The 25,430-nt window shown below is 66.5% G+C and carries 22 protein-coding genes; 8 read left to right on the forward strand and 14 right to left on the reverse strand.

Features of this window, described 5'->3' with window-relative positions:
- Positions 1-111: 111 nt before the first annotated feature.
- From ACCQ16_RS13715 to ACCQ16_RS13730, 4 genes are read right to left on the reverse strand one after another with little or no spacing between them, the layout of a single operon-like run.
- A complete protein-coding gene (locus ACCQ16_RS13715; protein ID WP_372379982.1) occupies positions 112-3,171 on the reverse strand; it encodes an efflux RND transporter permease subunit in 3,060 nt (1,019 codons plus the stop codon).
- Positions 3,168-4,274, reverse strand: a complete 1,107-nt coding sequence (locus tag ACCQ16_RS13720) for an efflux RND transporter periplasmic adaptor subunit (RefSeq protein ID WP_029819810.1) — start codon at positions 4,272-4,274, stop codon at positions 3,168-3,170. The genes ACCQ16_RS13715 and ACCQ16_RS13720 overlap by 4 nt, the downstream gene beginning before the upstream one ends.
- Positions 4,275-4,296: 22 nt before the next feature.
- Positions 4,297-5,133, reverse strand: coding sequence for a MipA/OmpV family protein (locus ACCQ16_RS13725; RefSeq protein ID WP_029819811.1), 837 nt, complete (start codon positions 5,131-5,133; stop codon positions 4,297-4,299).
- A gap of 19 nt (positions 5,134-5,152) precedes the next feature.
- Positions 5,153-6,622, reverse strand: a complete 1,470-nt coding sequence (locus ACCQ16_RS13730; protein ID WP_041470118.1) for an efflux transporter outer membrane subunit — start codon at positions 6,620-6,622, stop codon at positions 5,153-5,155.
- A 105-nt stretch (positions 6,623-6,727) separates the two neighbouring features.
- On the opposite strand from ACCQ16_RS13730, the gene ACCQ16_RS13735 reads away from it, so the two are divergent.
- Both ACCQ16_RS13735 and ACCQ16_RS13740 read left to right on the forward strand, forming a co-directional pair.
- Positions 6,728-7,417 carry a response regulator gene (locus ACCQ16_RS13735; protein WP_005912893.1) on the forward strand — a complete coding sequence of 230 codons (690 nt, stop codon included), beginning with the start codon at positions 6,728-6,730 and terminating at the stop codon, positions 7,415-7,417.
- On the forward strand, positions 7,414-8,607 hold the full coding sequence (locus ACCQ16_RS13740) for a sensor histidine kinase (protein ID WP_031423443.1): 1,194 nt from the start codon (positions 7,414-7,416) through the stop codon (positions 8,605-8,607). Before ACCQ16_RS13735 ends, ACCQ16_RS13740 begins: the two co-directional genes overlap by 4 nt.
- Before the next feature lie 63 nt (positions 8,608-8,670).
- On the opposite strand, the gene ACCQ16_RS13745 is transcribed toward ACCQ16_RS13740, so the two are convergent.
- From ACCQ16_RS13745 to rraA, 3 genes are all read right to left on the reverse strand, one after another.
- Positions 8,671-9,936 (reverse strand): cation:proton antiporter, encoded by a 1,266-nt coding sequence (locus ACCQ16_RS13745; RefSeq protein ID WP_057681421.1) that lies wholly within the window; start codon positions 9,934-9,936, stop codon positions 8,671-8,673.
- Positions 9,937-10,081: 145 nt separating this feature from the next.
- On the reverse strand, positions 10,082-11,677 hold the full coding sequence (locus ACCQ16_RS13750; RefSeq protein ID WP_506175221.1) for a serine hydrolase: 1,596 nt from the start codon (positions 11,675-11,677) through the stop codon (positions 10,082-10,084).
- Positions 11,678-11,699: 22 nt separating this feature from the next.
- The gene (gene rraA / locus ACCQ16_RS13755; protein WP_127166732.1) at positions 11,700-12,200 is read right to left on the reverse strand and encodes a ribonuclease E activity regulator RraA; all 501 of its coding nucleotides are present in this window, start codon (positions 12,198-12,200) and stop codon (positions 11,700-11,702) included.
- A gap of 529 nt (positions 12,201-12,729) precedes the next feature.
- On the opposite strand from rraA, the gene ACCQ16_RS13760 reads away from it, so the two are divergent.
- Both ACCQ16_RS13760 and ACCQ16_RS13765 read left to right on the forward strand, forming a co-directional pair.
- On the forward strand, positions 12,730-13,572 hold the full coding sequence (locus ACCQ16_RS13760; RefSeq protein ID WP_372379983.1) for a DUF72 domain-containing protein: 843 nt from the start codon (positions 12,730-12,732) through the stop codon (positions 13,570-13,572).
- 376 nt (positions 13,573-13,948) lie between these two features.
- Positions 13,949-14,896, forward strand: coding sequence for a DMT family transporter (locus ACCQ16_RS13765; RefSeq protein ID WP_003487571.1), 948 nt, complete (start codon positions 13,949-13,951; stop codon positions 14,894-14,896).
- A 164-nt stretch (positions 14,897-15,060) separates the two neighbouring features.
- On the opposite strand, the gene ACCQ16_RS13770 is transcribed toward ACCQ16_RS13765, so the two are convergent.
- The 4 genes from ACCQ16_RS13770 to ACCQ16_RS13785 all read right to left on the reverse strand — a co-directional run bounded on the left by ACCQ16_RS13770 (position 15,061) and on the right by ACCQ16_RS13785 (position 21,822).
- On the reverse strand, positions 15,061-16,188 hold the full coding sequence (locus ACCQ16_RS13770; RefSeq protein WP_011348033.1) for a GGDEF domain-containing protein: 1,128 nt from the start codon (positions 16,186-16,188) through the stop codon (positions 15,061-15,063).
- A 206-nt stretch (positions 16,189-16,394) separates the two neighbouring features.
- Positions 16,395-17,117, reverse strand: coding sequence for a pseudouridine synthase (locus tag ACCQ16_RS13775; RefSeq protein WP_277572638.1), 723 nt, complete (start codon positions 17,115-17,117; stop codon positions 16,395-16,397).
- A gap of 139 nt (positions 17,118-17,256) precedes the next feature.
- The gene (locus ACCQ16_RS13780) at positions 17,257-19,662 is read right to left on the reverse strand and encodes a putative bifunctional diguanylate cyclase/phosphodiesterase (RefSeq protein ID WP_008573503.1); all 2,406 of its coding nucleotides are present in this window, start codon (positions 19,660-19,662) and stop codon (positions 17,257-17,259) included.
- A gap of 261 nt (positions 19,663-19,923) precedes the next feature.
- Entirely contained in the window at positions 19,924-21,822 is a 1,899-nt protein-coding gene (locus tag ACCQ16_RS13785) for a DEAD/DEAH box helicase (protein ID WP_046931892.1), read from the reverse strand.
- Between the two features lie 148 nt (positions 21,823-21,970).
- Between ACCQ16_RS13785 and ACCQ16_RS13790 the strand changes: the two genes are divergently transcribed.
- The 4 genes from ACCQ16_RS13790 to ACCQ16_RS13805 are packed head-to-tail and all read left to right on the forward strand — an operon-like array spanning position 21,971 to position 23,762.
- On the forward strand, positions 21,971-22,489 hold the full coding sequence (locus tag ACCQ16_RS13790; protein WP_014090602.1) for a sigma-70 family RNA polymerase sigma factor: 519 nt from the start codon (positions 21,971-21,973) through the stop codon (positions 22,487-22,489).
- 29 nt (positions 22,490-22,518) lie between these two features.
- On the forward strand, positions 22,519-23,166 hold the full coding sequence (locus ACCQ16_RS13795) for a hypothetical protein (RefSeq protein ID WP_277572637.1): 648 nt from the start codon (positions 22,519-22,521) through the stop codon (positions 23,164-23,166).
- Between the two features lie 36 nt (positions 23,167-23,202).
- Positions 23,203-23,445, forward strand: coding sequence for an RNA-binding S4 domain-containing protein (locus ACCQ16_RS13800; RefSeq protein WP_005912879.1), 243 nt, complete (start codon positions 23,203-23,205; stop codon positions 23,443-23,445).
- A complete protein-coding gene (locus ACCQ16_RS13805) occupies positions 23,442-23,762 on the forward strand; it encodes a hypothetical protein (protein WP_184419946.1) in 321 nt (106 codons plus the stop codon). Before ACCQ16_RS13800 ends, ACCQ16_RS13805 begins: the two co-directional genes overlap by 4 nt.
- A 26-nt stretch (positions 23,763-23,788) precedes the next feature.
- Here ACCQ16_RS13805 and ACCQ16_RS13810 read toward each other — a convergent pair whose 3' ends face one another.
- From ACCQ16_RS13810 to ACCQ16_RS13820, 3 genes are all read right to left on the reverse strand, one after another.
- A complete protein-coding gene (locus ACCQ16_RS13810; RefSeq protein WP_005912874.1) occupies positions 23,789-24,190 on the reverse strand; it encodes an MAPEG family protein in 402 nt (133 codons plus the stop codon).
- Between the two features lie 25 nt (positions 24,191-24,215).
- Positions 24,216-24,752, reverse strand: a complete 537-nt coding sequence (locus ACCQ16_RS13815; protein ID WP_011348040.1) for a DUF4019 domain-containing protein — start codon at positions 24,750-24,752, stop codon at positions 24,216-24,218.
- Positions 24,753-25,152: 400 nt separating this feature from the next.
- Positions 25,153-25,407 carry a hypothetical protein gene (locus tag ACCQ16_RS13820; RefSeq protein WP_005912872.1) on the reverse strand — a complete coding sequence of 85 codons (255 nt, stop codon included), beginning with the start codon at positions 25,405-25,407 and terminating at the stop codon, positions 25,153-25,155.
- Positions 25,408-25,430 lie beyond the last annotated feature (23 nt).

The following is a 25,430-nucleotide window of genomic DNA, read 5'->3' on the forward strand; positions in this document are numbered from 1 at the left end:
CAGGCGGGCGCGGCCGGTGCCCGGGTCGGGATGTAGCACTTGTCCATCCCGCCTCTGAGCGCCCCGTCCACGCCCATCCGACCGCCACGCGTCACGGCTTGGCGGCCACGCTCAAGCACTGCGGCGCAGGCGCAAACCGAACAGCAGGTCATACAGGATCGGAATCAGGCCCAGCGTCACCAGCGTGCCCAACGCCAGCCCACCGATCATGGTGATCGCCATCCCCGTCCACAGCGGGCCTGCAAACAGCATCAGCGGCACCAGGCCGACGATGCAGGTGAGCTTGGTCATGACGATCGGGCGCAGCCGCTTGACCGCGGCCGCCACCACCGCTTCGCGGCGCGGCAGGCCATCGGCAAGTTCGGCTTCGATGCGCTCCAGCAGCAACACCGCGTTGTTGACGATGATGCCGGCCAGCGCCAGCAGGCCGAAGGTCGCCATGAAGCCGAACGCATAGCCGGTCATCACCAGCGCCAGTGCCGCACCGATCAGCACGAACGGCACCGCCGACAGCACGATGAACAACTTGCGGAACGAGTTGAACTGCCACACGAACAGCAGCAGGATCGCGCCCAAGGCATGCGGCATGTAGTGCAGCAGGGCCTGATTGGCTTCGGCCGAATCTTCCAGCTCGCCACCAATCTCCACGCGGTAGCCGGGCGGCAGCTTGAGCGCGGCGATTGGCGCGGACAGCCGCTCGACGATCTCGGTCGCGGTCAGTTGCGGGTTGCGCGCGGTCACGGTGATCGCACGGCTGAGGTTGCGCCGCTGGATCGCCGACGGCTCGCTGTCGCGCAGCACCGTGGCGACCGCCGCCAACGGTACCGGTGCGCCGCCTGCCTGCGGGTACACCAACGTATCGGCCGGGTTGCCGTTGGCGGCACGCTCGTCGGTGCTGCCGCGCACGACAACCGGCACATCGGTGCCATCGTCGCGGATCAACGTGGCATCCACGCCGCTGTAGCGCCCCTGCAATGCCTGCGCAATGTCCTCGCTGCTGACACCGGCGCGGCGGGCCTTGAGCTGGTCCACCTGCACCACATAGCGCGGAATGCGCGCCTGCCAGTCGTCCTGCACGTCCACGGTGCCCGGCACCGCCCGCAAGGCCCTGGCAATCGCAGCAGCGCTGCTGCGCAGGACCGCCTCGTCCGGACCCACCACGCGATACACCGCCATCCCGGCTTCGGTGGCGCCCAGCGAAAAACGCTTGGGCTCGGCGCGCAGCGCGGGGAAGTGGCTGCGCACATGCGAGCGCACCCGTGCGATCACCGCATCGATGTCGGTCCCCGGCCGCACGCTGACCGTGAAGTAGGCCTGGTTGGCCGCCGGCAGCGGCGGGTTCAGGCCCAGCACGATGCGCGGCCCGCCATCGGCAACATACCCGATGCTGTCCACCACCTCGGGGTTGGCGCGGCGGTCGCCCAACCAGCGGCTGAGTTCACTCACCGTGCGCAGCGTTTGGCGTGCATCGCTGCCCGCCTGCAAGGTCACCGGCATCTGGAACTGCAGGCGGTCGGACTTGGGCAGGAAGTCGTATGGAATGGACACCAGCACGGTGACCGCCACTGCCAGCATCGCCGTCATCGCGCCGATGAACAGCACCTTGTGCTGCAGCACGCGTTCGATCACACGGCGGTAGCCGCGATAGAACCGCGATTCGGCTGCATCGCTGGTCTTGGTGACATGCACCTTGGCGAAGTACATGCACAGCAGCGGCGTCACCGTGATGCTCAGCAACCACGAACCCAGCAGCGTCACGCCAAGCACGGTGGCCAGCGAGCGCAGATATTCATTGGTGCTGGTCTGGCCGAAGAAGAACGGCGAGAACGCCAGCACGATGACCAACGACGAGGTCAGCAAGGGTGTCGCCAACGTCCGGCCCGCATCGATGCAGGCCTGGCGGCGTTCCTCGCCGGCCACCAGGCGGCGCTCGATGTCTTCGGCAATCACGATGCCGTTGTCCACCAACAAGCCCAGCGCAAGAATGATGGCGGCAATGGAGACCGTCTGCAGCTCCACGTTCAGCACACGCATGACGATCAGCGAGGCGAAGATGGTCAACGGCACGATCGCGCCGACGATCAACCCGGTACGCCAGCCCAGAAACAGCATCACCACCGCCATGACGATGACAATGGTCTCGCCCATGACGTGATGCATCTTGCCCATCTCGCGCTCGACCACATCGGCCTGGAAGCTCACCACGTGCTGGGTGAAGCCGACAGGCAGCTCGTGCGCGGTGTCGTCGAGCTTGGCGCGCAGCGCCTTGCCGAAGTCGGCGATATTGGTGCCCGGCTGCATCGAGACCGAGACCACCACCGCCGGCTGGCCCTGGTAAACGGCCGCGCTTTGCGGCGGGTCGGCCGGCATCACCTGCACCTGCGCCAGCTCGCCCAGGGTCACCTCGCGGGCACCGCCCGCAGGTGCGCCGGGCACGCTCAGCAGAACAGCGCGCAACTGCTCGGGCGTGCGGATTTCGCCGGACGTGGCCACGGTCAGCGCCAGCCCCGACACCGCGACCTGCCCACCGGAACCCACCACATTCTGCGCGCGTAATTGCGCCATCACGCTGGACGGCGTCAAGCCGCTCGCCAGCAACCGTGCGCGATCAAACGACACATACACCGATTCGTCCTGCAGGCCATACAACTTCACCTGCTCCACGCCGGGCAAGGCGTACAGCTGCTCGCGCATGCGCCGCAACGGGCCGCGCATTTCGCTCATCGAAAAGCCCGGTGCGGTCACCGCGATCGACGCCACCGACACGCGCCCGAAGTCGTCGTCGACAAAGGGACCAAGCGTGCCCGCAGGCAATTGCGCGCCGGCCTCCGCGGCCTTGGCGCGCACCCGCTGCCAGAGCGCCGGCAGATCCTGCACATCGTCATAGGCGGTCAGCTGCACGATCGCGCTGCCCGGATGCACCGTGGTGACGATGCGCTTGATGCCGGCCAGCTCGCGCAAGCGCTCCTCCACCGGACGCGCCAGCAGGTTTTCCACCTGCTCGCTGGGCATGCCGGGATAGGCCACCGACACCAGCGTGTCGCGTACGGTCACCGACGGTTCTTCCTGCGATGGGAAACCGAGAAACGCCACGATGCCGCCGATCAGGATCATCGCTGCGGCAAACAACGTCAGCCGGCTCGAGCGCATCGCCATCTGGGTCAGCTTCATGGCGTGCGACCTCCGCTCAGCTGCGTCTGCGCCTGCAGTGGCGTCACCGGCTGGCCGTTCACCAAGAAGCCCACACCGGCGCTCACCACCTGCTCGCCTGTCCGCAGCCCGCGCAGAATCTGGACGCGCTCGCCGACGATCGTTCCCAGGTCGACCGCGCGTTCGATCACGGCCCGCGTGGCCGGCTGGTAAACGAACACGCTGGCCTGTTGCCGGTTGAGTCGGGGCAATACCGCCGACAACGGCACGCTCGGCGTGGAAGCGGCAGCAGGCGGCAGCGTCAGCATCACGCTGTCGCCGCTGCGCAGCGAAGGCGCAGCGGCGAGCGGTTCCAGCAACGCCTGCACCGTCGTGGCATTGTCCAGGCGGCTGGAAAGACTGCGCAGACGCAGTTCGATCGGCGCGTCGCCCGCATCCACCACACGGGCATGCACGGTTTGCCCCGGCACCAGACCGGCACCGGCAGTTGCCGGCAGCGTGGCGACCAGTTGCACATGGCCCTGCCCCTCCACCTGCAGCACCGCCTGCCCCGCCGCCACATCGGCCTGCGGCTGTTGCAGGCGCGCCACCACGCTGCCATCGAAGGGCGCGCGGAGCTCGCCCAGACGCGCGCCGCGGCGCGCCATGGCCAGGTCGGCCCTGGCCACCTGCAGCTGCGCGGCGGCCGCATCTGCCGCCACCCGCGCGGCAGTCAAGGTGGCGCTGGAACTGGCACCGTCATCGAACATTGCCTGTTGCTGGCGCAATTGCAGTTGCCGTTCGCCCGATTGCGCCAGTGCCGCGCGCACGTTGGCATCGGCCTGCTGTTCGCGCAGGCGCAGCGGCTCATCGTCCAGCCGTGCCAGCAGTTGCCCGCGGGTCACCCGGTCGCCGACATCCACCAGCACCGCAGACAGACGGCCTGCTCCTTCGAACCCCAGCTCGGCGCGTTGTTCCTGGCGCACCAGCGCCGGCACCTGCAGTGGGTTATCGCTCCCGTTGCCGAAGCGCTCCAGCTTCACCGCGCGCGGCGTCTCGGTGGCCGGCGCCTCCGGCCCGCTGCATGCGGCCAGTCCCAGCAGCAACGTGCCGCACACCAGGCCACGATAAAACATCGTCATCATTGGATCCCCCGGTGTATGCCGCTCAGCGGCTGTAGGTCAGTGCGAGGTTGCCGCTAACCACGCTGCGGCGTGCCACCAGCGGGCTGTCTTCGGCGTTGTCCAGGTAGCGCGTTCCGGTGACCCCCAACGTGGTGGCCCAGTGGTCGCCCAACGAGTGCGTCCAACTGCCACCTACCGCGGCGGCATACGCACCGGACCCGGCATTGAAGGCGGCAAAGCGGGTGCGCGCGGCTTGCGCATCGGTGACGCCGAAGTAAGCCTGATTGAAGCGGCGGTCGCCGCCATGCACGTCCAGGTCCAGGGTGACCGTGTCGTTGGCGCTATGCAGCAGGGTGAACTCCATCCCGGCGCGATAGCGGTTGCGGCGCGCAGCATCCTTGAGCGTGAATTCGGCCTCCGCATTGACGTTCATGTAGGGCGTCACTTGCTGCATCACCAGCGTGCGTGCGGTCACCGAGCCAGGCACATCGCCCATGCCGGCCAGCAGGCGCGAGCCCGGCCGCCAGTTGCTGTCGCTTTGCAGCCGGCCCAGGTCGTAATACAACGATTGCGATACGTAGAAGCCGGACTTGCTCTGGAATTGCAGGCCGCCGCCGCGGGAGGTGTCGAAGAACAGGACGCCGCGCTGCACCACCAGCACCGGGTTGAATTGCACGCGCGCGCGCTCGGCACCGGCATACTCCGGCGTGGCAACCGCTGCCGCGCCGGCCGTGATTTCAGTACGGTCTCCCAGCAGGCGCGAACTCCCGGTCAGATCGGTTTGTGCGTGCGCAATGCACGGAATGGCGCTCATGCAGGCAAGCACGCTGGCGCGAACGGCATGGTGGCCACGCAGGCGATTGAAGGACGATAGGTGCATCGAAAGTCTCCGTCGGAAGTCAGGAAGCGGTGGGCAGGCGCACGCCATAGAAGGCTTGAAACAGCGCAATACGGCTCAGCACGCGTTGGCGTGCGGTATCCAGGTAATCGAGTTCGGTCTGAGCGATGCGGGTCCGCTCGGCCAGCAGCGCGCTGCGGTCTTCCAGACCGGCATCCACGCGTTCATGCATTCGAGCAAGACGCAGTTGCTCGCGTTCGACCTGCTCGCGCGAGCGCGGCTCGGCCTGCGACAAGGTGGCGTGCGCGTCGAGCGCGTTGGCGACCTCGCGGAATGCAGACTCGATCGCCTGCTCGTAGGCGACGACATCGGCACGTTTGCGTATTTGCGCCAGGTCCAGGTTGGCGCGATTGCGGCCGCCATCGAACAACGGCAGGTTCAGTTGCGGCATGAAGCTCCATACGCCGTGGCCTGCAGAAAACAGGCCGTTCAATCCGTCGCTGGCCGTGCCCACGCTGCTGCTCAAGGTGATGGACGGAAAAAACGCCGCGCGCGCCGCGCCGATGTCGGCATTGGCCGCGCGCAATTCCAGCTCGGCCTGCTGGATGTCCGGGCGTTGCAGCAACAGCGACGAATCCAGGGCGCGCCACGCACTGGCAGGCGTATCAGCGGCGATCAGACCCTGCAGGTCGCCGGGTACCGGAGTGCTGTCGTAGCCGGCCAGCAACTGCAGCGCACGCAGCGCCGCAGCGTGGTTGTCGTTGCCCTGCAGGGCCGCCACATGGGCTTGGTCGGCCTGTCGCTGCTGCGCATCGCGCTCGTCGCGCGCAATCAGCCCTACCTGATATTGCCGCTCGGCGATGGCAAGCAGCGCAGCGCTGTCGGCATCCAGCGATTGCAGCTGCTGCAGCGCCTGCGCGGTGGTGCGCTCGGCGGTGTAGGCACGCAGCACCTCTGCAATCAGGGCGCCACGCGCCGCGTCGCGGCCATAGGCGCTGGCCAGGTAGCGCTGGCGTGCGGCCTCGGACATCGCCTGCAGCTTGCCGAAAAAGTCCACTTCGAAATTGCCGATTCCCGCATTGGCAATCACCAGATCCTGCTGGTACCGCGCATCCAGCGTCGGGTTGTCGAAATGTTGCCGCAGCTGCTGCGCGCCGACGGCGAGCGTCGGCAGGCGCGACGCCCGCGCAATGCCGTACTGTGCACGTGCCTGTTCTACCTGCAACGCCGCACGGCGGAAATCGCCGTTGTGCGCCAAGGCACGTTCGACCAGGGGCCGCAGGTCGCGGTCTGGCGCGAAGGCCTGCAGAAACGCGCGCTCTTGCTCGTTCAGAGTGACGGCGGCGGCCGCATCGGCGTCGGGCTGGCCGGATGCCGGCGCCGATGCCGCCTGCGGGCTGCCGAACGTGGCCGGCACGCCGACCACCGGGCGCTGGTAGGCCGGCGTCAGCGAGCAGCCAACCGACAGCACCGCACTGGCGGCAACCAGGCACACGCAGGACCAACGATGCGGAATAATTTGTGGAATCATGATGTCGGAGCACAGAGCCAATCTCGACCGACATCCTCGACCCGCAGCGTCCAGGTTGTTTTCGGGAATTATCCAGATTTGATCGAGACGACAGGGCAACACGCCATGACAGGCAAAAAGGTTCTGCTGGTGGAAGACGACAGCGATAGCGCCAGCATTCTGGAGGCCTATCTACGCCGCGACGGCTTCGATGTGGCGGTGGCCGGCGATGGCGAACGCGCCATCCAGCTCCACCGGCAATGGGCACCGGATCTGGTGCTGCTGGACGTGATGCTGCCCAAGCTCAGCGGCATCGAGGTGCTGTCGACGATCCGCCGCGCCGGCGACACGCCGGTGATCATGGTCACCGCCATTGGCGACGAGCCGGAAAAGCTCGGCGCCCTGCGCTACGGCGCCGACGATTACGTGGTCAAGCCATACAGCCCCAAGGAGGTGGTGGCGCGTGTGCATGCGGTGCTACGCCGGAGCGTGGCGGTGCGCGCGCCGGGCGAGCCATTGCAGCACGGTCGGCTGAGCGTGGATCCGGCCGCCGTGGTCGCCAGCGTGCAACACGAAAACGGCGACAGCGTGGCGCTGGATCTGACGCCGACCGAATTCAACCTGCTCGCGCTGCTGCTCAAGACCCCATTCAAGGCCTTTACGCGCAGCGAACTGCTCGACGCCTGCCTGCCCGACAGCGATGCATTGGAACGGGTGGTGGATTCGCACATCCACAACCTGCGCCGCAAACTCGAAGTGCATGGCATCACCGGTGTCCTTGTCACCGTGCGTGCAGTGGGGTATCGCTTTCAATGAAGGTGCTGCGGCGGTTTCATGCCTGGCGCAACCAGGCGCCCCTGTGGTGGTGGGTGGGACTGCGCATGAGCGCGCTGGCGGTGGTGACCATGATGGTCATCGCGTTCGGCATGTGGTGCTATTTCAATCTGCGCTACAGCCTGATCCTGAGCAACGTGCCGGCCGAGCCGCGTGCCGAGATCTCCCAGCTGATCGAGCAGCCCCGGGCCAACCAGGCGCGCCTGTGGGAGCTGTTCCAGCGCTATTACGACATCGAAAATTTCCTGCCCGGGCTGGCCAATCCGGACTGGTGGATGCTGGGCGCCATGATGACCATCTCGGTCCCGGTCATCCTGTTCTGCGGCCTGCTCGCGTCGCGGCCGCTGTCGCGGCAATTTTCGCAGGTGGCGTTCGCCGCGCACCGGGTCAGCGATGGCGATTTCGGCGCACGCGCGCAAGTGGTGCGCGGCGCGCCGGACGAGCTCACCGCCCTGGCCGACGACTTCAATACGATGAGCGGCAGGCTGCAGCAATACGAGCGCGAATTACGCGACTCCAGCGCGATGCTGGCGCATGAACTGCGCACCCCGCTCAATGCCGCGATGGGACGCGTGCAAGGCATGCTGGATGACGTCTTCCCGCGCGAACCGGAGCAACTGCGGCTGGTGCATCGCCAGCTGGAGCAGATCAATCGGCTGATCGGCGACCTGCACCTGGTGTCGCTGGCGCGTGCCGGCCAGCTGGTGCTGGAGCCGGAAAGCGTCGAGCTGCGGGAGCTCGTCGCCGAGCGCATCGAGTGGGCAGGCCCGGCGCTGCGCGAGGCGCACATGACCATTCACTACCCCACGGCTCCGGCGCTGCGCCTGCATGCCGACCGGCACCGGCTGGGCCAGGTGCTGTCGATCCTGATCGATAACGCGTTGCGCTACGCCGCAGCCGGCAAGTTGCTGGAAATCGAGGTGCGCCGCGACGGCAACAGCGTGCAGCTCACCGTCGGCGACCGCGGTCCCGGCGTGGCGCCTGCGCAACTGCCGCACCTGCTGGACCGCTTCTGGCGCGCCGACAGCTCGCGCGCGCGGCATTCCGGCGGCAGCGGCCTGGGCCTGGCGATCGCCTCGGCCATCTGCCAGGCGCACGATGGCCAACTGGTCGTCAGCAACCGCCCCGGCGGTGGTCTGCTGGCCAGCGTGCAGTTGCCGCTGGGGCGTTGACGCAACGCCCGGCCGCGCACGCCGCCAGTGCACTGCCCGCACCTGCGGGCAGTCGCGCGCCGATCACCGCGACTGCAGGCTCGGCACCGCGTCGGTCACATTGGCGTGGCGGCGCATGATCCAGTTGAACAACGGCGTGGCCATCAGCGTGGACAGGATCGCCATCAGCACCAGCACCGAGAACAGGCCCTGTTCGATCACACCCGCCTGCAAGCCGATATTGATGATGATCAGCTCCATCAGCCCGCGTGCATTCATCAGCGAACCGATCGCCATCGCGTCGCGGTTGTTCTCGCCGGTCGCACGCGCCGCGGCCCAGCAGGCCACGCCCTTGCCGATGAACGACGCGGCCAGGATCGCCACGCCCGCCAGCATGATCTGCGGCTGCAGCAATACGCTGAGCTGGGTTTTCAAGCCCGAATAGGTGAAGAACATCGGCAGCAGCAACACCACGACGAACGGCTGCATCATCTCGCGCAGCTTCTCGGTCAGTGCGCCCCTGGGCAGGCAGACACCGAGCAGGAAACCGCCGAACACCGCGTGGATGCCGATCGCATCCATGGCCCAGGCGCTGATGCAGAACAGGATCAGCACCACCGCCAGGACACTGTTGCTCAGCGGCTGGCCGGGCACCACATGATCGGCCAGCCGCTTGAGCAGATGCCGGCCGACGAAAATCATGAAGACCGCATAGCCGATGCCGCCGCCGATGGCCAGGTAGGCACTGCCCCAACTGCCGCCGAAACTGGCCAGCACCACGGCCAAAATGCACCACGCTGCGGCATCGTCGAACGCGCCAGCGGTCAGCGCCAAGGTGCCCAAGGGGCTATTGGTCAGACCGCGTTCGTGGATGATGCGCGCCAGCATCGGGAAGGCGGTGATCGCAATGGCCGCGCCCAGGAACAGCGACGCTTCGGCCAGCTTGGCCTTTTCCGAAAACAGGCCCTGCACGTTGATCAACCATGGGCACATGGCAAATGCCAGCAGGAACGGCACCGCGATGCCCGCCATCGACACGCTCATGGCACTGCGATAGCGCGCGCGAAAGTGGTCGCCGCGGAAATCGGTTCCGACCAGGAACATGTACAGGCCCACGCCGAACTGCGCGAACACATACAGCACGTCCATGGTCTGCTTGGGGAACAGGGCCGCCTGCGCGCCCGGCGCCAGCAAGCCGAACAACGAGGGCCCCAGCATCACGCCGGCAATCATTTCGCCCACCACCTGCGGTTGCCCGAGGCGCTTGGCCAGCATGCCGACCAGCCGGCACACCAACAAAATCGCGGCAGCCTGCAAAAAGAAATACACCGACATCTGCGGAGTGGTCATGCGTGCGGCGACATCCCTGAAAAGTGCGCAGATCGTAACCGGACCTGCCGCACTTCGATAGCGTGCGGCGGCCGATGGCGATCTGAGCCACCTGCGCGCTTGGGCCCGCCAGGCGCAGCGCGCAGGTCATCCGCGCGTGCCTGCATCATTTGCCCGCAGCGGTCTGCGTCGGCACCGGCGTCAGCACCAGGTCCTGGAAATCGAAGCTGAAATCGGTCAGCGGCGAAATCGGCTCCATGCGCATCTCGCGCACCGCGCCGTCCGGGGTCAGCGCAAAATTGACGAAGGCATCGGCATTCAAGGAGCGGTCGTCCCAGCGCACGATGAAGCTGTCGTGTTGCCAATGCTCCAGCGTGCCCACCAACTGAGCGGTCCTGGCGAACTGCAGGCGCAGCCGCTTGCCGTCCTGGACGATCACCACATCGCCATACCAGGGGTCGCGATAGGTGGCCGCGTAACTGCGCAGCGGCAACGACGGCGTGGACCGCGCCGCGCGCGCGTCCTGGTGCTTCTTCCAACTTGCGTCCGCCTCGCTGTCGGCCTTCTCCACCAGCTTGGCGTACGCGGCGGTCCAATCGGTGGGCGGCACCTGCAAGAAGGCATCCAGCACCTGGAAGGTCACGGCGTTGAACGCAGCGCCCACCTCCTGATTGGTCAACACCACCACGCCCAGCTTCTGATCCGGCAGCAGCGTCAGGCGCGACACCATGCCGGGCCAGCCGCCGGTGTGCCAGACCAGGCGATGGCCGCGGTAATCGCTCAGGCTCCAGCCCTCACCGTAGCCGGCGAAGTTCGGCCGCGCCGCGGCAAGCTCGGGCACCTGCACCTCGCCGATCGGGATCGGCGTGATCATCGACCACATTTCCTGATGGCGCTTGGCGCTGAACAGGGGTTTGCCATCGGGCAGGATGCCGCCGGCCAGTTGCACGTTCATCCACAGCGCCATGTCGTGCACGCTGGAATAGATGCCGCCGGCACCGGAGTTGTTGGACCAGGTCAGCGGCGCCACCGTGCGCAGCTCGGTGAAGTCGTACTTGGCATGCCCGACTGCCGCGTGATCGCCGGGCTGCAGATGGTCGGCGTTGAAGCGCGTGCCGCGCATGCCCACCGGGTCGAAGATACGTTGCTGCAGAAATGCCGCGTAACTCTGCCCGGAGACCTGCTCGATCACCTTCTGAGCGACTGCGTACAGGATGTTGTCGTACGCATAGCGGTCGCGAAAACCGCCCTTCAGCGGCACCTTGGCCAGGCGCTGCACGACCTCTTCGGTGGTGTAGCTGGTGCTGGGCCAGAACAATAAATCGCCTGCACCCAGGCTCAGGCCGCTGCGGTGCGCCAGCAGATCGCGGATGCGCATTTGCCCGCTCACATACGGATCGGACATGCGGAACCACGGCAGATGGTCGATGACCTTGTCATCGAGCGAGAGCTTGCCTTCATCGGCCAGGATCGACAGCGATGCGGCAGTGAACGCCTTGGTATTGGAGGCAATCGCAAACAACGTGTCGGCCTGCACGGGCGCAGGCTTGCCGGTCTCGCGCACGCCGTAGCCGCGCTCCAGCACCACCTGGCCGTCCTTGACGATGGCCACCGCAATACCGGGCACGTCGAACTGTTTGCGCACGCGTTCCATCTGCGCATCGAACTGCTGCATGCCGGCGGGAAGTTCGGCCGCGTGCGTTGTCGTCACCAAGCTTGCCACCATCAGCACGCCCCCACTCAGCCATCGGTTCAAGGTCACTGCATCACCTTCAGGTTGTCGGTCAGATCGATCCGCCGGCGCCATCCAGCGCCAACGGTTGCGGCGCCACCAGCACGCCATCGGCATCGGCGTACAGCCAGTGGCCCGGAACGAAGGGCACGCCGGCAAAATTCACCGGCACATCCACATCGCCCAGATCGCGTCGCTCGGTGCGGCGCGGGCAAGCCGCCAGCGCCAGCACCCCCAGCGGCAACGTGGCAAGAATCTCGACATCGCGCACGCAGCCGTGGATCAGCACGCCGGCCCAGCCGTTCGCCACCGCATTGGCCGCGATCTGGTCGCCCAGCAGCGCATGCTTGAGCGAGCCCTGCCCGTCCACCACCAGCACGCGGCCGTCGCCCGGCATGGCGGCCAGCTCGCGCACCCGCGAGTTGTCTTCGAAACAGCGCACCGTGACCATGGGCCCGGCGAATGCCGTGCGCCCGCCGAAGTGGCGGAACAGCGGTTCGGCGATCGTCACGTCGGGGTAGCGGTCACACAGATCAGGCGTGGTCCAGGTCATCGGGGCGATCTCGCGCGGCAGAGCTGGCATGGTAGCCGGCTGTGGCCGCGCGCGGGCGATGGGTGACGGATGACCGATACCCGATGACCGACACCCGATAACGCGCCATGCAGGCACGCACGCTCAGCGAAGGTGCGCGCACGCGGACAACGCTGCGTTCGCCGCGTCGTGATGGTCGCTACAAGGCAGTCGCCATGCGGCGCTTGCCGCGTATGGTCTCCGTCGAGGCGCGCAACGCAGCCGGCGTGGGTTGCCGGCTACGCCGTCTGCGGCTTGCGCAGCCCATCTCCAGCAGCGTGCAACGCCGGCGCGGCAGACCAGCGCAGGCGTAACCCAACGTTGGCACGACCGCCAGCCTGCCATGCAACGTTGCGTCGTGCGGGCTCAACCATTGCACTGCCCCGCGGCGCCCATTGGCAACGCATTTTCTCATCGCGCCACCTGCGCCACGGCTATGATCGGCCGGCACGCGTCGCACCCATCGACGCATCCGCAATGACGCACGACCTCGCCAGCGAGTCTCCATGCAATGACCGATCTGTTCGCTTCCGCCCCGCCCGCCCTCGAAGGTATCCACATCGGCATTGGTGGCTGGGTGTATGCGCCGTGGCGCGCAGGCATGTTCTACCCGGAAGGCCTGGTGCAGCGCCGCGAGCTGGAATACGCAAGCCGCCACGTCACCGCCATCGAAATCAACGGAACCTATTACGGCACGCAGAAGCCGGCCACTTACGCGAAGTGGCGCGATGAAGTGCCGCCCGGCTTCGTGTTCTCGGCCAAGGCGCCGCGCCGCATTACCCAGTCGCGCAAGCTGGCTGGCACCAGGGCGCAGGTGGAAGATTTCATCGGCGGCATTGTCGAGCTCGGCGATACGCTTGGGCCGCTGGTGTGGCAATTCGAACAAGGGCACCGGCTGCAGGCCGACGATCTGGACGCGTTTTTGTCGTTGCTGCCCAAGCGTGCAGGCCCGCGTGCGCTGCGCCATGTGCTGGAGATCCGCGACCACGGTGCGGTAGATGCCTCGCTGCTCGCATTGGTCCGCGGCCATGGCGTGGCCACGGTGTTCACCGATTCGGATGAGCACCCCTCGTTCGCCGATCTCTCCACGGATTTCGTCTATGCGCGTCTGATGCGCAGCCAGGCGCGCCTGCATGCAGGGTATCCGGCGCCGGCACTGGCGCGTTGGGCAGAGCGCATCCAGGCCTGGCGCCGCGGCGAAGACCCGGCCGATCTGCCGCACGTGGACGCTTCGGCAGCGCCGGCACGGCAGCCGCGCGAGGTCTTCGTGTTTTTCATCAGTGCGGCGAAGGAACGCAACCCGGCAGCGGCGATGGCGTTGTTGAAAGAAGTGTCGGCGCGTCAGGGCAGCTAGCAACACGACAGCGCGGCCGCTTCGGATCGGCAGGTTCCATGCGTACGTTCGATTCTGCGTGCGGCGTCGGCAGCCCATCTGACGACGGCTTGCCGTTTTATCAGCCGCCCTTGGTCCGCACATGAGGGCAATCCGCGATGGTTGACGCGGCCGTCTCTTGCGCACAGCGCTGAGCGCTGAGGTGCCACGATCGATCGCGGCGTGGGCTGGTGCATCGCTCCTCGGCCATCCTGCCGTGATCCAGGTCGGCCGATGGCTGGCGGGTCGCACGATTGCTGCGCGACAGCCTGGCCAGCCATCCCTCCACCCCGCCGCTGCACGCCGGCGCCGCGTTCCTTGCAGCGCAACATCACGCAGTTTTCGGCGACAATGGCGCATGCCCACGACCGACCTGCGCAAGGCGCAACTGCAAATCCACTTCTGCGTCCTGCTTTGGGGCATCACCGCGATCCTGGGCAAGCTGATCACGCTGCAGGCACTGCCGCTGGTGTGGTGGCGCATGTTGATCGTGGTGGTGGCACTGGCCTTGTGGCCACGCGTGTGGCGTGGGTTGCGTGGCTTGTCCGGGCGTGTGGTGCTGGGCTATTGCGGCATCGGCGCGCTGGTTGCCTTGCACTGGCTCACCTTCTACGGCGCGATCAAGCTGGCCAATGCATCGGTGGCGGCGACCTGTATCGCACTGGCGCCGGTTTTCACGGCGGTCATCGAGCCATTGGTCACGCATCGCCCGTTCCGTCCGCGCGAGCTGCTGTTCGGGCTGGCCGTGTTGCCCGGCGTGGCGCTGGTCGTCGGCGGGGTGCCGGACGGCATGCGGGCCGGCGTGGTGGTGGGCGCGATTTCGGCGGTGTTCGTCGGGCTATTCGGCTCGCTCAACAAGCGCATGGTGGCGCATGCCGACCCGCTCACCGTCACCGCGCTGGAACTGGGCGCCGGCACGCTGACCCTGACCCTGCTTGCACCGGCGATGCCGCTGCTGCTGCCGGCGTTGCATGGCGATCTGCTGGTGGTGCCCAGCCTGCACGATGGCGTGTTGCTGCTGGCGTTATCGCTGGCCTGCACCTTGCTGCCATTTGCGCTGGCGCTGGTCGCCTTGCGGCATCTGAGCGCCTATTCGGTGCAATTGGTGACCAATCTCGAACCGGTGTACGCCATCGTGCTGGCGATCGCGCTGCTGGGCGAACAACGCGAACTGACCCTGCAGTTCTATCTCGGCGTGGCGATCATTCTCGGCGCGGTGTTCCTGCATCCGGTCCTGGAGCGTCGGCGCACGGTGGCGCACCCGGAATTGCTCGGCACAGCCGAAGCGAAAAATATCGTCGACTGATTGCACAGCGCTGCAAGATCGCGCTTGTCCACAGCGACCGCCGCGTTGAAGCACACCGGCGTTCACGCTGCATCGCGCGGCGTCCGCGCCGCCCGGCATACGGCAATCGACGTCCCATGCGCTGGCCAGGCGATCTGCATCGGCAGGCGCGCAACCACGCGCCCCTACTCCAGTGCGACCACCTGATCGCGCCCACCGCGCTTGGCCGCATACAGGGCCTGGTCGGCGCGCTTGATCACTGCCTCCACGCTTTCCTGCGGGTACAAGGTCGCCACACCGATACTCACCGTCACCGGCAGCGCGATCGTCATCGCCGCCACGCTCTGGCGCAGGTATTCGCATTGCACGCGTGCCTGCAGCAGATCCGTATTGGGGAGCAGCAATACGAATTCTTCGCCGCCATACCGGGCGATGGTGCCGGCACCGGCCATATGCGCACGCAACAATGCGGACAATTCGCGCAGCACTGCATCGCCCTGATCGTGCCCATGCACGTCGTTGACGGTCTTGAAGTGGTCCACGTCCAGCAGCGCGACCGACAGCGGCTGGCCCACCGCACGCGTCTGTTCGGTGGCCGCCGCCAACGCCACCGCGAACGCGCGCCGGTTGGGCAGGCCGGTCAACGGATCGGTGCGGGTCTGTTCGACCAGGTCGGCGTTCAACGCATCCATCTGCGCGTAATAGCCAGCCATCTGCTGTTCGTACCACTCGCGCTCGTGCAACTGCTGGCGCAACTGCCTGCCGGCCAGCCGCAACTCAAGCAGCTGCGAGGCCTGCCGCGACAATGCCTGCAAGGCCTCGCGCTGGTCTTCGCGCAGATGCGCCGGGGTCTGGTCGAACACGCACAGCGAGCCCAGCGCCAGGCCCTGGCTGGTCACCAGCGGCGCGCCGGCATAGAAGCGCACCCCGCCGCTACCGACCACCATCGGGTTATCGTGGAAGCGTGGGTCCAGCAAGGTGTCGTCCACCATCAGCACTTCGTCCGGGCGCAGGATCGCGTGCGCGCAGAACGAGATATCGCGTGGTGCTTCGCTGCGTGGCGCACCGTGCGCAGACTTGAACCACTGCCGGTCTTCGTCCACCAGCACCACCGCCGCCATCTGCGTCTCGCACAGCGTGGAGGCAATCATGGTCAGGTCGTCGAATGCACGTTCGGCTGGCGTATCCAGCACGTCGTACTGGCGCAGCGCGGCCAGCCGCTCGGCCTCGTTGCTCGGCAATTCCGGTTTGATCACTGCCGCCCCCTGGCTGTTATCTGTGAAAGTATGCCGGAGCCCGGCAAGTGCCACCATCGGGCGCACCCTACGCTGCAGCGCCGTAAGCGCCGCCCCGGCCGGCATCGGATATTTCGAAGCGCGATCCATACAGCGGGCGCAAGCACCCGGCACGGCGTTGCACGTTTGGTGCGGCAGCACGGCACTACAGCGCGGGCATGTGCCGTGTCCGAAACGCCGGCTGCGCTGACCTGACTGCGATGCAGCCGGCCCGGCACAGGCGCTTACCAGTCGGTGCGTTGCGGCAGCAGGTCGCGCAATTCCGCGTCGCTGAGGTTGCGCCACTGCCCCGGCTTGAGCGCAGCCAGCTTGATGTTGTCGATGCGCACCCGGCGCAGTTGCGTCACCCGGTAGCCGAACTCGGCAGCCATCAGGCGAATCTGCCGATTCAGGCCCTGCTCCAGCACGATGCGGAAGCCGAATTTGGCAATGCGTGCGGTGCGGCACGGCAATGTGGTTTCGTTGTGGATGCGCACCCCGCGTGCCATGCCGCGCAGGAATTCATCGGTGACCGGTTTGTTGACCGCGACCAGATATTCCTTCTGGTGGCGATTTTCCGCGCGCAGGATCTCGTTGACGATGTTGCCGTTGCTGGTCATCAGGATCAGCCCTTCGGAGTCCTTGTCGAGCCGGCCGATCGGGAAGATGCGCTGCTCGTGACCGACGAATTCGACGATATTGCCCTTGACCGAACTCTCGGTGGTGCAGGTGATGCCCACCGGTTTGTTGAGCGCGATGTAGACGTGCTTGCGACCACCGAGCTTCTTGGCCTCGCGTATGCGTAGCGGCTGGCCATCCACCAGCACGGTATCTTCCGCGCCGACCACCGCGCCGGTGCCGGCGGGTACGCCATTGACGGTGACCCTTCGTTCGCCGATCAGGCGATCGGCCTCGCGGCGTGAGCAGAAGCCGGTTTCGGCGATGTATTTGTTGAGTCGGATCGTCATCTGCCAATTATCGGCGATTTGGAGCAGGCCGTGCGCCATGCCGGCTGACCGGGCCAGCAATCGGCAGCAGGCAGTCGCCAGCCGCGTTGTACACGCAGCACCGGCCTGACGCTGCCCGACATCGCCCGGGTCAAGCGCGCTACCCGGAGACGGCCACCAGCTGCGGTGTGTGCAACAGTTCTTCCAGCGGGCATGGACGATGCAGGCTGAAACCCTGCACCTGGCCCACGCCGGCCTCACGCAGCCCGGGGATGTCGGCCTCCGATTCCACGCCTTCGGCGACCACCTCGATGCCCAGCGCCAGCCCGACCTGGGCGATCGAATGCACCGCCGCGCGATCCACTGCATCGTGCGCATAGTTGCGGACGAAGCCGCAATCGATCTTCAACACGTCCACGGTGAATTGCTTGAGATAGCCGAACGAGGCCAGGCCGCTGCCGAAATCGTCCAGCGCCACGTGACACCCGCGTGCGCGCACGCTCTGCACGAAACGCTGCGCGTGTTCCAGATCGCCGATGACCGCGGTCTCGGTGATCTCCATGCACAGCTTCGGCACCAGTGCCGGGTAGCGCTCGAACAGGGCGCAGACGACGTCGAGAAAATCCGGCTGCGCGATCGATTGTGCAGACAGATTGACGTGGCACAGGTCCAGCATCGCCACATGCATCGGATTGGCCGCCAACTGCGCGCACAGCGCTTCCAGCACATAGGTATCGACCATGCGCCCCAGGCCGTAACGCTCCACTGCCGGCAAGAATTCACCCGGGCTCAGCACCCGCCCGTCGCTGGCGCGCATGCGCACCAGCACCTCGTACTGCAGGCGTCCCGGGTCGTTCAGCACCTGGATTTTCTGCGCGTACAGCAGCAAACGCTCTTCGGCGATCGCCTGTTGCACCGCACTGATCCAGCCACCATCGTGGCGGCGCTGCGCCAGTGCCAGATCGTTCTCGTTGAAGCAGCGAACGCGGTTGCGCCCTTCTTCCTTGGCCGCATGACAAGCCAGATCGGCGGCGGTCATCAAGGTAGTGAGGTCGCTGACGCCGTGGCGAATCTCCACCACGCCAAAACTGCAACTGGGCGTCAGCGGTCGCCCGCCTTGATGGCTCCACGGTTGACCGAGCACGCCGTGCATGCGTTCCAGCACGGCCTGCGCCTGCGCCAGGTCGGTATTGGCCAGCAGGATGGCGAACTCATCGCCGCCCAGACGCCCCAACCAATCGCCAGAACGCAGCTGCATGGTGATCACGTCGGCGAAGTGGCACAGGAACTTGTCGCCGACCGCATGCCCGAAGGTGTCGTTGACCAGCTTGAAATGATCCAGGTCGACAAAGCACAGCGCGTGGCACATCTGCGGCGATTGCGGCAGCTCGATCAGGCGCAGCAGCCGGCGTTCGATTTCATGCCGGTTGATCAGCCCGGTCATCGCGTCGTGGCGCGCATGGAAGGCCACTTCGTCGGCCAGCTCGTGCGCGTGCGAGACATCTTCGATCACCGCCAGCACCAGGGTCGGCTCTTCCGGCCCCGGCTCGACCAACGACGCGCTCCAGCGGCCCCACATCACCCCGCCGTCGGCACGCACGAAGCGCAATTCGCCGGACTGCAGCAGCTTGGGCCAATCGAGCATGCCGCGGCTGTCCAGCTTGATGTCTTCCGGATGCATCACCTCGGCCAAGGTGCAGGCCTGCAATTCTTCGGGCCGGTAGAGCAGCACGTTGGCCATCGACGCGTTCGCATCCAGCACGTTGCCGCGCAGATCGAACTTGACCATGCCCAGCGCCGCCTGCTGAAACGCGGTACGGAAGCGGCCTTCATGCGACAGCAGATAATCGCGAATGCGCCGCATCGCCAGTACGCAGGTGATCAACACCAGCAGCAAGGTGGCCAGGCTGCAGACCACCATCACATCGTGCAGCAGCCGCGCGCAGCGGGTCAGGTAGGCCAGAAATTCGGACGCGTCGTGACGCATGCGGCCGTCCAGCAGATGCAGTTCATCGCGCAGTGCCTGCAACGCACGCGGGTCGGGCCGGTTGGCGGCCTGCACCGAAGCGGCGCGGTCGGCCAGATTGCTCAGTTGCAGGATGCCGGCGTCGGTGCGCTTCCACAGCGCGATGGCGTCGCCGAGATACGGAAATTGGTGCCCGTAGCGATACAGCCGCACCATTTGCGGCATGTCTTCATGGGCATTACGCCCAGCGGTCAGACCAGCGTAGACCGCGTCCCAATCGATCATCGGCTGTTCGATCGCCACGCGTGCGGCGCGGTCGCCCAGCGGCACTTCCAGCGCGCGGCAGGCGGCCTGCAGATCGGCCGTATCCCCGCTGCCCAGGTAGCGCTCCATCCAGTACACCGATTCTTGCTGGGCGTTGGACCAATGACTTTGGCCAACGATCCAGGCGGTCGCACCGGACTGGACTTCGATCACCAGCGCCGACACCACCGTCATGCAGACGGCGATGCCGATCAACAGCGCCAGAGGAAGCGTCAGCCAGCCACGCACCAGGTGCATGGTCTGCCCACCGCCCTTGCCGCGTACTGCTTGCGCCATCGCCGTCCGTCCTTCGCCGCCCCAATGCGATTCAGGCGCCCACTGGGCGCCTGAAGGCAGTAACGGCCGCAACGGCCGAGTCTGTATGGCTATGCCCGCTTGGCGTGATGCGACCGGGGTTAGCGACGCTGACTAGATCAGCCTGATCGCCGCCGCCTCGAGGCGCCGTAACGCCTTACCTGCTCGTTATGCCCTTGGATGCATAGCGATACTGGGCAACCCGACCGTCTGCAGGATCCCTGCAAGCAGGGCCGGGCAGCCTTACTCGCCGCGCGGCTTCGGCGGACCCTTGCGGTGCGGCGCGCCGGCGCGGTCCATCGGACGGCCCGGGCCGTTCGGGCGACCGGACGGCTTGCCGCCACGCGGGAAGCGCGGCTTGGACGCCGCTGCGGCCGCTTCGCCGTCTTCCAGCTTGCGCATGTTGAGCTGCTGGCCAGACACCCAGACCTTCTTGAGGTGCTGCAGCAGTTCGCGCGGCATGTCGGCCGGCAGATCCAGAATCGAGTAATCGTCCTGGATGTCGATACGACCGATATAGCGGCTTTCCAGCCCGGCTTCGTTGGCGATCGCGCCGACGATGTTGGCCGGCTTCACGCCGTGGCTGTGGCCCACTTCGATGCGGTAGCTCTCCATGCCGAACTCCGGCTCGCCACGTGGGGCCGGCTCGCGGCGTGGACGCTCGCCGGCATCGTCACCGCGCGGCGGGCGTGCAGCGCGCTCGCCGTCGGCACGCGGGCCACGTTCGAACTTCGGCTCGAAGCGGGGGCGATCGCCGCGGTCGGCACGCTCATGACGTTCGCGCGGCGCAGTGTCCTCGCGCGCACCGCGCACCGGCGGGGTCAGCAGGAACGGGGCATCGCCCTGCAGCAGCTTGGCCAGCGCGGCGGCGATATCGATCGCCGGCACGTTGTTTTCGGCTTCGTAGCGCTGCAGCAGGTCGCGGTACATGTCGATCTGGCCACCGGCCAGGGTCTCGGTGATGCGGCTCATGAAACGCGCGACGCGGGTGTCGTTGACCGCGTCCACGCTCGGCAGCTGCATCTCTTCGATCGGCTGACGGGTGGCGCGTTCGATGGAGCGCAGCATGCCCTTCTCGCGCGGCGTCACGAACAGGATCGCGTCGCCGTTACGCCCGGCACGGCCGGTACGACCGATGCGGTGCACGTAGCTTTCGGTGTCGTAGGGAATGTCGTAGTTCAGCACGTGGCTGATGCGCTCCACGTCCAGACCGCGTGCGGCAACGTCGGTGGCCACCAGGATGTCCAGCTTGCCGTCCTTGAGCTGGGCGATGGTCTTTTCGCGTGCGGCCTGCTGCATGTCGCCGTTGATGGCCGCGGCCGCCATGCCGCGCGCCTGCAGCTTCTGCGCCAGCTCTTCGGTGGCCGCCTTGGTGCGCGCGAAGATGATCATGCCGTCGAACGGCTCGACCTCGAGAATGCGGGTCAACGCGTCCAGCTTGTGCAGCCCGCTCACCCACCAGTAGCGCTGGCGGATGTTGGCCGAGGTGGTGGTCTTGGCCGCGATGGTGACTTCGGCCGGGTCCTTCAGATAGGTCTGCGCGATACGGCGGATGGCCGGCGGCATGGTGGCCGAGAACAAGGCCACCTGGCGCTGCTCCGGCAACTTCTTCAGCACCGCTTCGACGTCGTCGATGAAGCCCATGCGCAGCATTTCGTCGGCTTCGTCCAGCACCAGCGTCTTGAGCTGCGACAGATCCAGGGTGCCGCGGTCCAGGTGATCGATCACCCGGCCCGGGGTACCGACCACCACATGCACGCCGCGCTTGAGCGCGCTCAGCTGCTGGGCATACGGCTGGCCGCCGTAGACCGGCAGCACGCGGAAGCCGGGAATGGCTTCGGCATATTTCTGGAACGCCTCGGCGACCTGGATGGCCAGTTCGCGGGTCGGGGCCAGCACCAATGCCTGCGGCTTGACCTGGTGGAGATCGGCGTTGGACAGCACCGGCAGCGCGAACGCGGCGGTCTTGCCGGTGCCGGTCTGGGCCTGGCCGAGCACATCGCGACCGGCCAGCAACGCTGGGATGGTGGCAGCCTGGATCGGCGACGGCGACTCGTAGCCGACATTGGCAACGGCCTTCATCACAGCGTCCGAGAGGCCGAGATCTGCAAACAGCAGCGGCGCGGAAGATTCTTGGGTCATGGGTAACTCCGGAGGCGCCGCACGGAGCCGGCAGGCGCAAAGCAGCATAGTGTGCCTCTTCAGCCCCCTTGCTGTCGAAATTTTCGTGACAGTCCATTCAGGTTGTGAGGAATTGCGCTGCTGCGCGAATCATCCCCCGTGTCGTCCCTTGACCTGCCCGACCGGAGCCACGCCCCTGGACACAGACCTGCACACCCGCTTCAGCGCCCTGCTGCAGCAGCATCGCGGCATCGTGCTGAAGGTGGCGGCCAGCTATTGCCGCGGACGCGACGACCGCGACGAACTGGCGCAGGAAATCGCCACGCAACTGTGGCGGGCATTTCCCGGCTACGACCCGGGTCGGCGCTTTTCCACCTGGATGTACCGCATCGCCCTGAACGTGGCGATCAGCGATCTGCGCGGCCGCCGCGCGGCCGGCGAGCCGATCGCGCTGGATGCGGTGATGGAGCGCATCGCCGATCCACAGGCGCACGACCCTGTACGCGCGCAACAGGTGGCCGTGCTGTATGCCTTCATCGCACAGCAACCGCCGCTGGAACGCGCGCTGCTGTTGCTCTATCTGGACGAGCACAGCTATCGCGAAATCGGCGAAGTGCTCGGCATCAGCGAAACCAATGTCGCCACCAAACTCAGCCGACTGAAAACGCGCATTCGCGCCGAGCTGTGAACCCCACCGATCCGCAACCGGAGCAAGACATGGAACTGGACGACATCGCCCTGGCCTGGCGTTCGCTGGAACAACGGCTGGACCAACAAGCCGCACTCACCGGCCAGGTGCTCGGCGACCTGCGCAGCCACGCAGCACGCGCGCACCTGCGCCCGTTGTGGCTGAGCCAGTCGGCGCAACTGCTGTGCGCCATCGCAGTGAGTGGCATCGTTGCCCACAGTTGGCTCAGTTTCGCCGAACAGGCCGCTGCCGTCGTCGGCGGCGTGTTGCTGCAGGCGTGGTGCGTTGCGCTGGCTGCGTCTGCGGCCCGTCAACTGTGGCTGTTGTCGCAGTTGGATTTCGCCAGGCCACTGCTGCAGACACAGCGCGCGCTTGCACAGCTGCGGCGCTGGCGCACACGCGTGGCGCCGTGGCTGGGCGTGGCGTTCTGGGTGCTGTGGGTGGCAGTGGCAGACGCTGCGTGGCGGACCTTCACGGGCGTTTCGTTGCCGTACGCCTGGCTGTTATGCAACCTGCTGGTGGGCGTCCTCGGCGGCATCGGCACCTGGCTGGGCTATCGACGGCTGCAGCGCAGCGGTCACCCCTGGCTGGAACGCCTGGACGCCGCGCATGCCGGCCGCAGCGTCGCCCGCACCGAAACCCTGCTGGAACAGATCGCGCGCTTCCAGCGCGAGTAGGCGGATAATCGCGGCCTCCCTGCCACCGAGCACACCATGCAATACCTGGAATTCGACCTGGACGGCGACTACATCGAACTCAACCAGTTGCTCAAGCTGGCCGGCATTGCCGACAGCGGCGGCCAGGGCAAGGCGATCGTCGCCAGCGGCGCGGTCAGCGTCGACGGCGTGCAGGAGCTGCGCAAGACCGCCAAGATCCGTCCCGGTCAGCTGGTGCAGCTGGACGATGTGGAAATTCGCGTATTGGCATGGAACCCGGACGCCGAGCCTGACGCATGAAGGTGGTGGAGATCGGCCGGCGCAACAACGCACCTTCGGCCGACGATCCAACCCACGACGTCTGTGTTTTTTCGATCGCCATCGACTCGGACCAGCCGTTCTGGCTGGAGCAGTCCATCCGCGGCGGCCATGCCGAGCGAGGCGGCTGCAGCATGCTGGCCTTGCACGAACTGGATGCCTGGCGCGGCGACTGGCGTGCAGAGGTGACCAGGGCCGGTTGCGCCTGGGTGATTCCACTGCTGGAGCAAGCCCTGCATACCGGCGATACGCAGGCGGCCATCGATGCAATCCTGGCGCGGGTGCAAGCGACTGATTGAAGCTCACACCCGCCGGCAACGCTGCATCAAATGCCCAGCAGTGCGCGCACCAGTTTGATGATGCCCCAGAACGACACCACCCAGATGGCGCTGCGCAGGTACGGAATACCCGCGGCATACACCGGCACATACGCCACGCGCGCCCACAGGTAGAGCTGCACGGCGAGTGCTGTTTCTGCGCTGGTGCGCCCGGCTACGCTCACCGCCAGCACGGCGGCCGCGAAGATCGGAAAGGTCTCGAGATAATTGCGAAACGCACGGTCCAACCGCGCCGCCACGCCGGTGAGCGGCTTGGCCTCGCCATCGCGTGCGCTGGCATTCCACTTGGTGCCGCGCTGGGCGGTCATGCTGGCCGAGGCGGCCAGTAATTGCACCAGCCCGAGCACCATCGCCCAGCCCAGCATCTGCAGCTCGATCGTCAGTGGCATACGTTTCTCCCGGCCGATGGAAACATCACTTCACCGCCGTGCGCAGGCTGTAACCGGCCAACCGCCAGGTCTTGTCTTCGTCCAGACGGAACGAGACCAGCTCGCGGACCGGCTGCTGCGCCTTGGCGAAACGGGTCGGGAAGCTGACGTTGACATACAGGCCTTCGGGCACCTGCGCGCCGGGACCGTACTTGACCCGCGTGACCGAGCCCTGCCCGCGCCCCACCACCGCACCCAGCCGCGCGCGTTCGGTGCCGATCTGGCTGACGAAGACGTCGCGCTTGACCGCGGTCTTGGCCACCTTGGACGCGCCATCCCACAAGGACGCGACCTGGTTGCCGTCCACCATCTGCGCCACGCGCAAGGCGGCCTGAGTCATCTCGGTGTTCTGCTTGGTCAGCTGCGCCTGCTGCGCCGGGCTGAGCGCCGGCTGCCCTGCGGGCGCTGCAGCGGCCGGTTGCGCTGCCGCCGGGCTGGCAGGGCGACCGGCCGCCTGCGGTTGTTGAGCGAACGCCAGCGCTGGAGCCAGTGCCAACACGATAACCAGACGAGAACGAAGCATTGGATGGGGACCTTGTACGGATCGGGTGGAAAGGGAGAGGCGCCACCCACCTTTTAGTGGGTAGCGCAGTCTAGAGCGCGTCATGCGCAACACAAGTCTGCGGGTGCAGGTCCGGGGACGGCGCTGAAGGCGAAGGCAAGCGCTGACGCGGGCCTTTTGGAAAACACACTTCTCGAGCGCGCAAGCGGCGAGCAGAGACCTCCGGCCACCAATGCGCGCATTGGAAGTCATCAGGTCTGGCAGCGGCGTTTCATCCTTCTGTCTGGAGTGGCAGGCATGCTGCAGATGTCGGGCTCGGCTGGGTGCGCGGACGCGTGCCGCAATCACGTGAAGTGACCAGGCGCGCATTCCGCACAGGCACGCACCAACCTTGAATTCCCATTGCCGTTGTCAACGCGATCTAGACCTCGCTCCCGGGAGCCGGCGGTACGGCCGCCACGCCGCGCGGCCGCCACAGACGCCAACTGACCCAGAAGGCACGCGCGATCGCGGCAATCAGCGCCGCCAGACTCAGCCAGGTGGCCAGCGTCGCCGGCCATTGTTCGTGCATCGCGGCAGCGGCCAGACGCAGCAGCTCGGCCACACCGAAGCCAACCAGCACCAACAGGGCCGAAGGTAGATATGCCAGTAACACACCCTTGGTCTTGCCTCGCATACGCCCCCCGGCTCGGTTGTGAT

The organism is Xanthomonas sp. NCPPB 1062, from assembly GCF_041481705.2.
Classification (GTDB): Bacteria; Pseudomonadota; Gammaproteobacteria; order Xanthomonadales; family Xanthomonadaceae; genus Xanthomonas; species Xanthomonas euvesicatoria.

What these genes read in the sequence shown, in the direction of transcription:
- ACCQ16_RS13715 (WP_372379982.1), bottom strand. Translation starts at nt 3,171, where the DNA reads ATGAAGCTGACCCAGATGGCGATGCGCTCGAGCCGGCTGACGTTGTTT.
- ACCQ16_RS13720 (WP_029819810.1), bottom strand. Translation starts at nt 4,274, where the DNA reads ATGATGACGATGTTTTATCGTGGCCTGGTGTGCGGCACGTTGCTGCTG.
- ACCQ16_RS13725 (WP_029819811.1), bottom strand. Translation starts at nt 5,133, where the DNA reads ATGCACCTATCGTCCTTCAATCGCCTGCGTGGCCACCATGCCGTTCGC.
- ACCQ16_RS13730 (WP_041470118.1), bottom strand. Translation starts at nt 6,622, where the DNA reads ATGATTCCACAAATTATTCCGCATCGTTGGTCCTGCGTGTGCCTGGTT.
- ACCQ16_RS13735 (WP_005912893.1), top strand. Translation starts at nt 6,728, where the DNA reads ATGACAGGCAAAAAGGTTCTGCTGGTGGAAGACGACAGCGATAGCGCC.
- ACCQ16_RS13740 (WP_031423443.1), top strand. Translation starts at nt 7,414, where the DNA reads ATGAAGGTGCTGCGGCGGTTTCATGCCTGGCGCAACCAGGCGCCCCTG.
- ACCQ16_RS13745 (WP_057681421.1), bottom strand. Translation starts at nt 9,936, where the DNA reads ATGACCACTCCGCAGATGTCGGTGTATTTCTTTTTGCAGGCTGCCGCG.
- rraA (WP_127166732.1), bottom strand. Translation starts at nt 12,200, where the DNA reads ATGACCTGGACCACGCCTGATCTGTGTGACCGCTACCCCGACGTGACG.
- ACCQ16_RS13760 (WP_372379983.1), top strand. Translation starts at nt 12,730, where the DNA reads ATGACCGATCTGTTCGCTTCCGCCCCGCCCGCCCTCGAAGGTATCCAC.
- ACCQ16_RS13765 (WP_003487571.1), top strand. Translation starts at nt 13,949, where the DNA reads ATGCCCACGACCGACCTGCGCAAGGCGCAACTGCAAATCCACTTCTGC.
- ACCQ16_RS13770 (WP_011348033.1), bottom strand. Translation starts at nt 16,188, where the DNA reads ATGGTGGCACTTGCCGGGCTCCGGCATACTTTCACAGATAACAGCCAG.
- ACCQ16_RS13775 (WP_277572638.1), bottom strand. Translation starts at nt 17,117, where the DNA reads ATGACGATCCGACTCAACAAATACATCGCCGAAACCGGCTTCTGCTCA.
- ACCQ16_RS13780 (WP_008573503.1), bottom strand. Translation starts at nt 19,662, where the DNA reads ATGGCGCAAGCAGTACGCGGCAAGGGCGGTGGGCAGACCATGCACCTG.
- ACCQ16_RS13785 (WP_046931892.1), bottom strand. Translation starts at nt 21,822, where the DNA reads ATGACCCAAGAATCTTCCGCGCCGCTGCTGTTTGCAGATCTCGGCCTC.
- ACCQ16_RS13795 (WP_277572637.1), top strand. Translation starts at nt 22,519, where the DNA reads ATGGAACTGGACGACATCGCCCTGGCCTGGCGTTCGCTGGAACAACGG.
- ACCQ16_RS13800 (WP_005912879.1), top strand. Translation starts at nt 23,203, where the DNA reads ATGCAATACCTGGAATTCGACCTGGACGGCGACTACATCGAACTCAAC.
- ACCQ16_RS13805 (WP_184419946.1), top strand. Translation starts at nt 23,442, where the DNA reads ATGAAGGTGGTGGAGATCGGCCGGCGCAACAACGCACCTTCGGCCGAC.
- ACCQ16_RS13810 (WP_005912874.1), bottom strand. Translation starts at nt 24,190, where the DNA reads ATGCCACTGACGATCGAGCTGCAGATGCTGGGCTGGGCGATGGTGCTC.
- ACCQ16_RS13815 (WP_011348040.1), bottom strand. Translation starts at nt 24,752, where the DNA reads ATGCTTCGTTCTCGTCTGGTTATCGTGTTGGCACTGGCTCCAGCGCTG.
- ACCQ16_RS13820 (WP_005912872.1), bottom strand. Translation starts at nt 25,407, where the DNA reads ATGCGAGGCAAGACCAAGGGTGTGTTACTGGCATATCTACCTTCGGCC.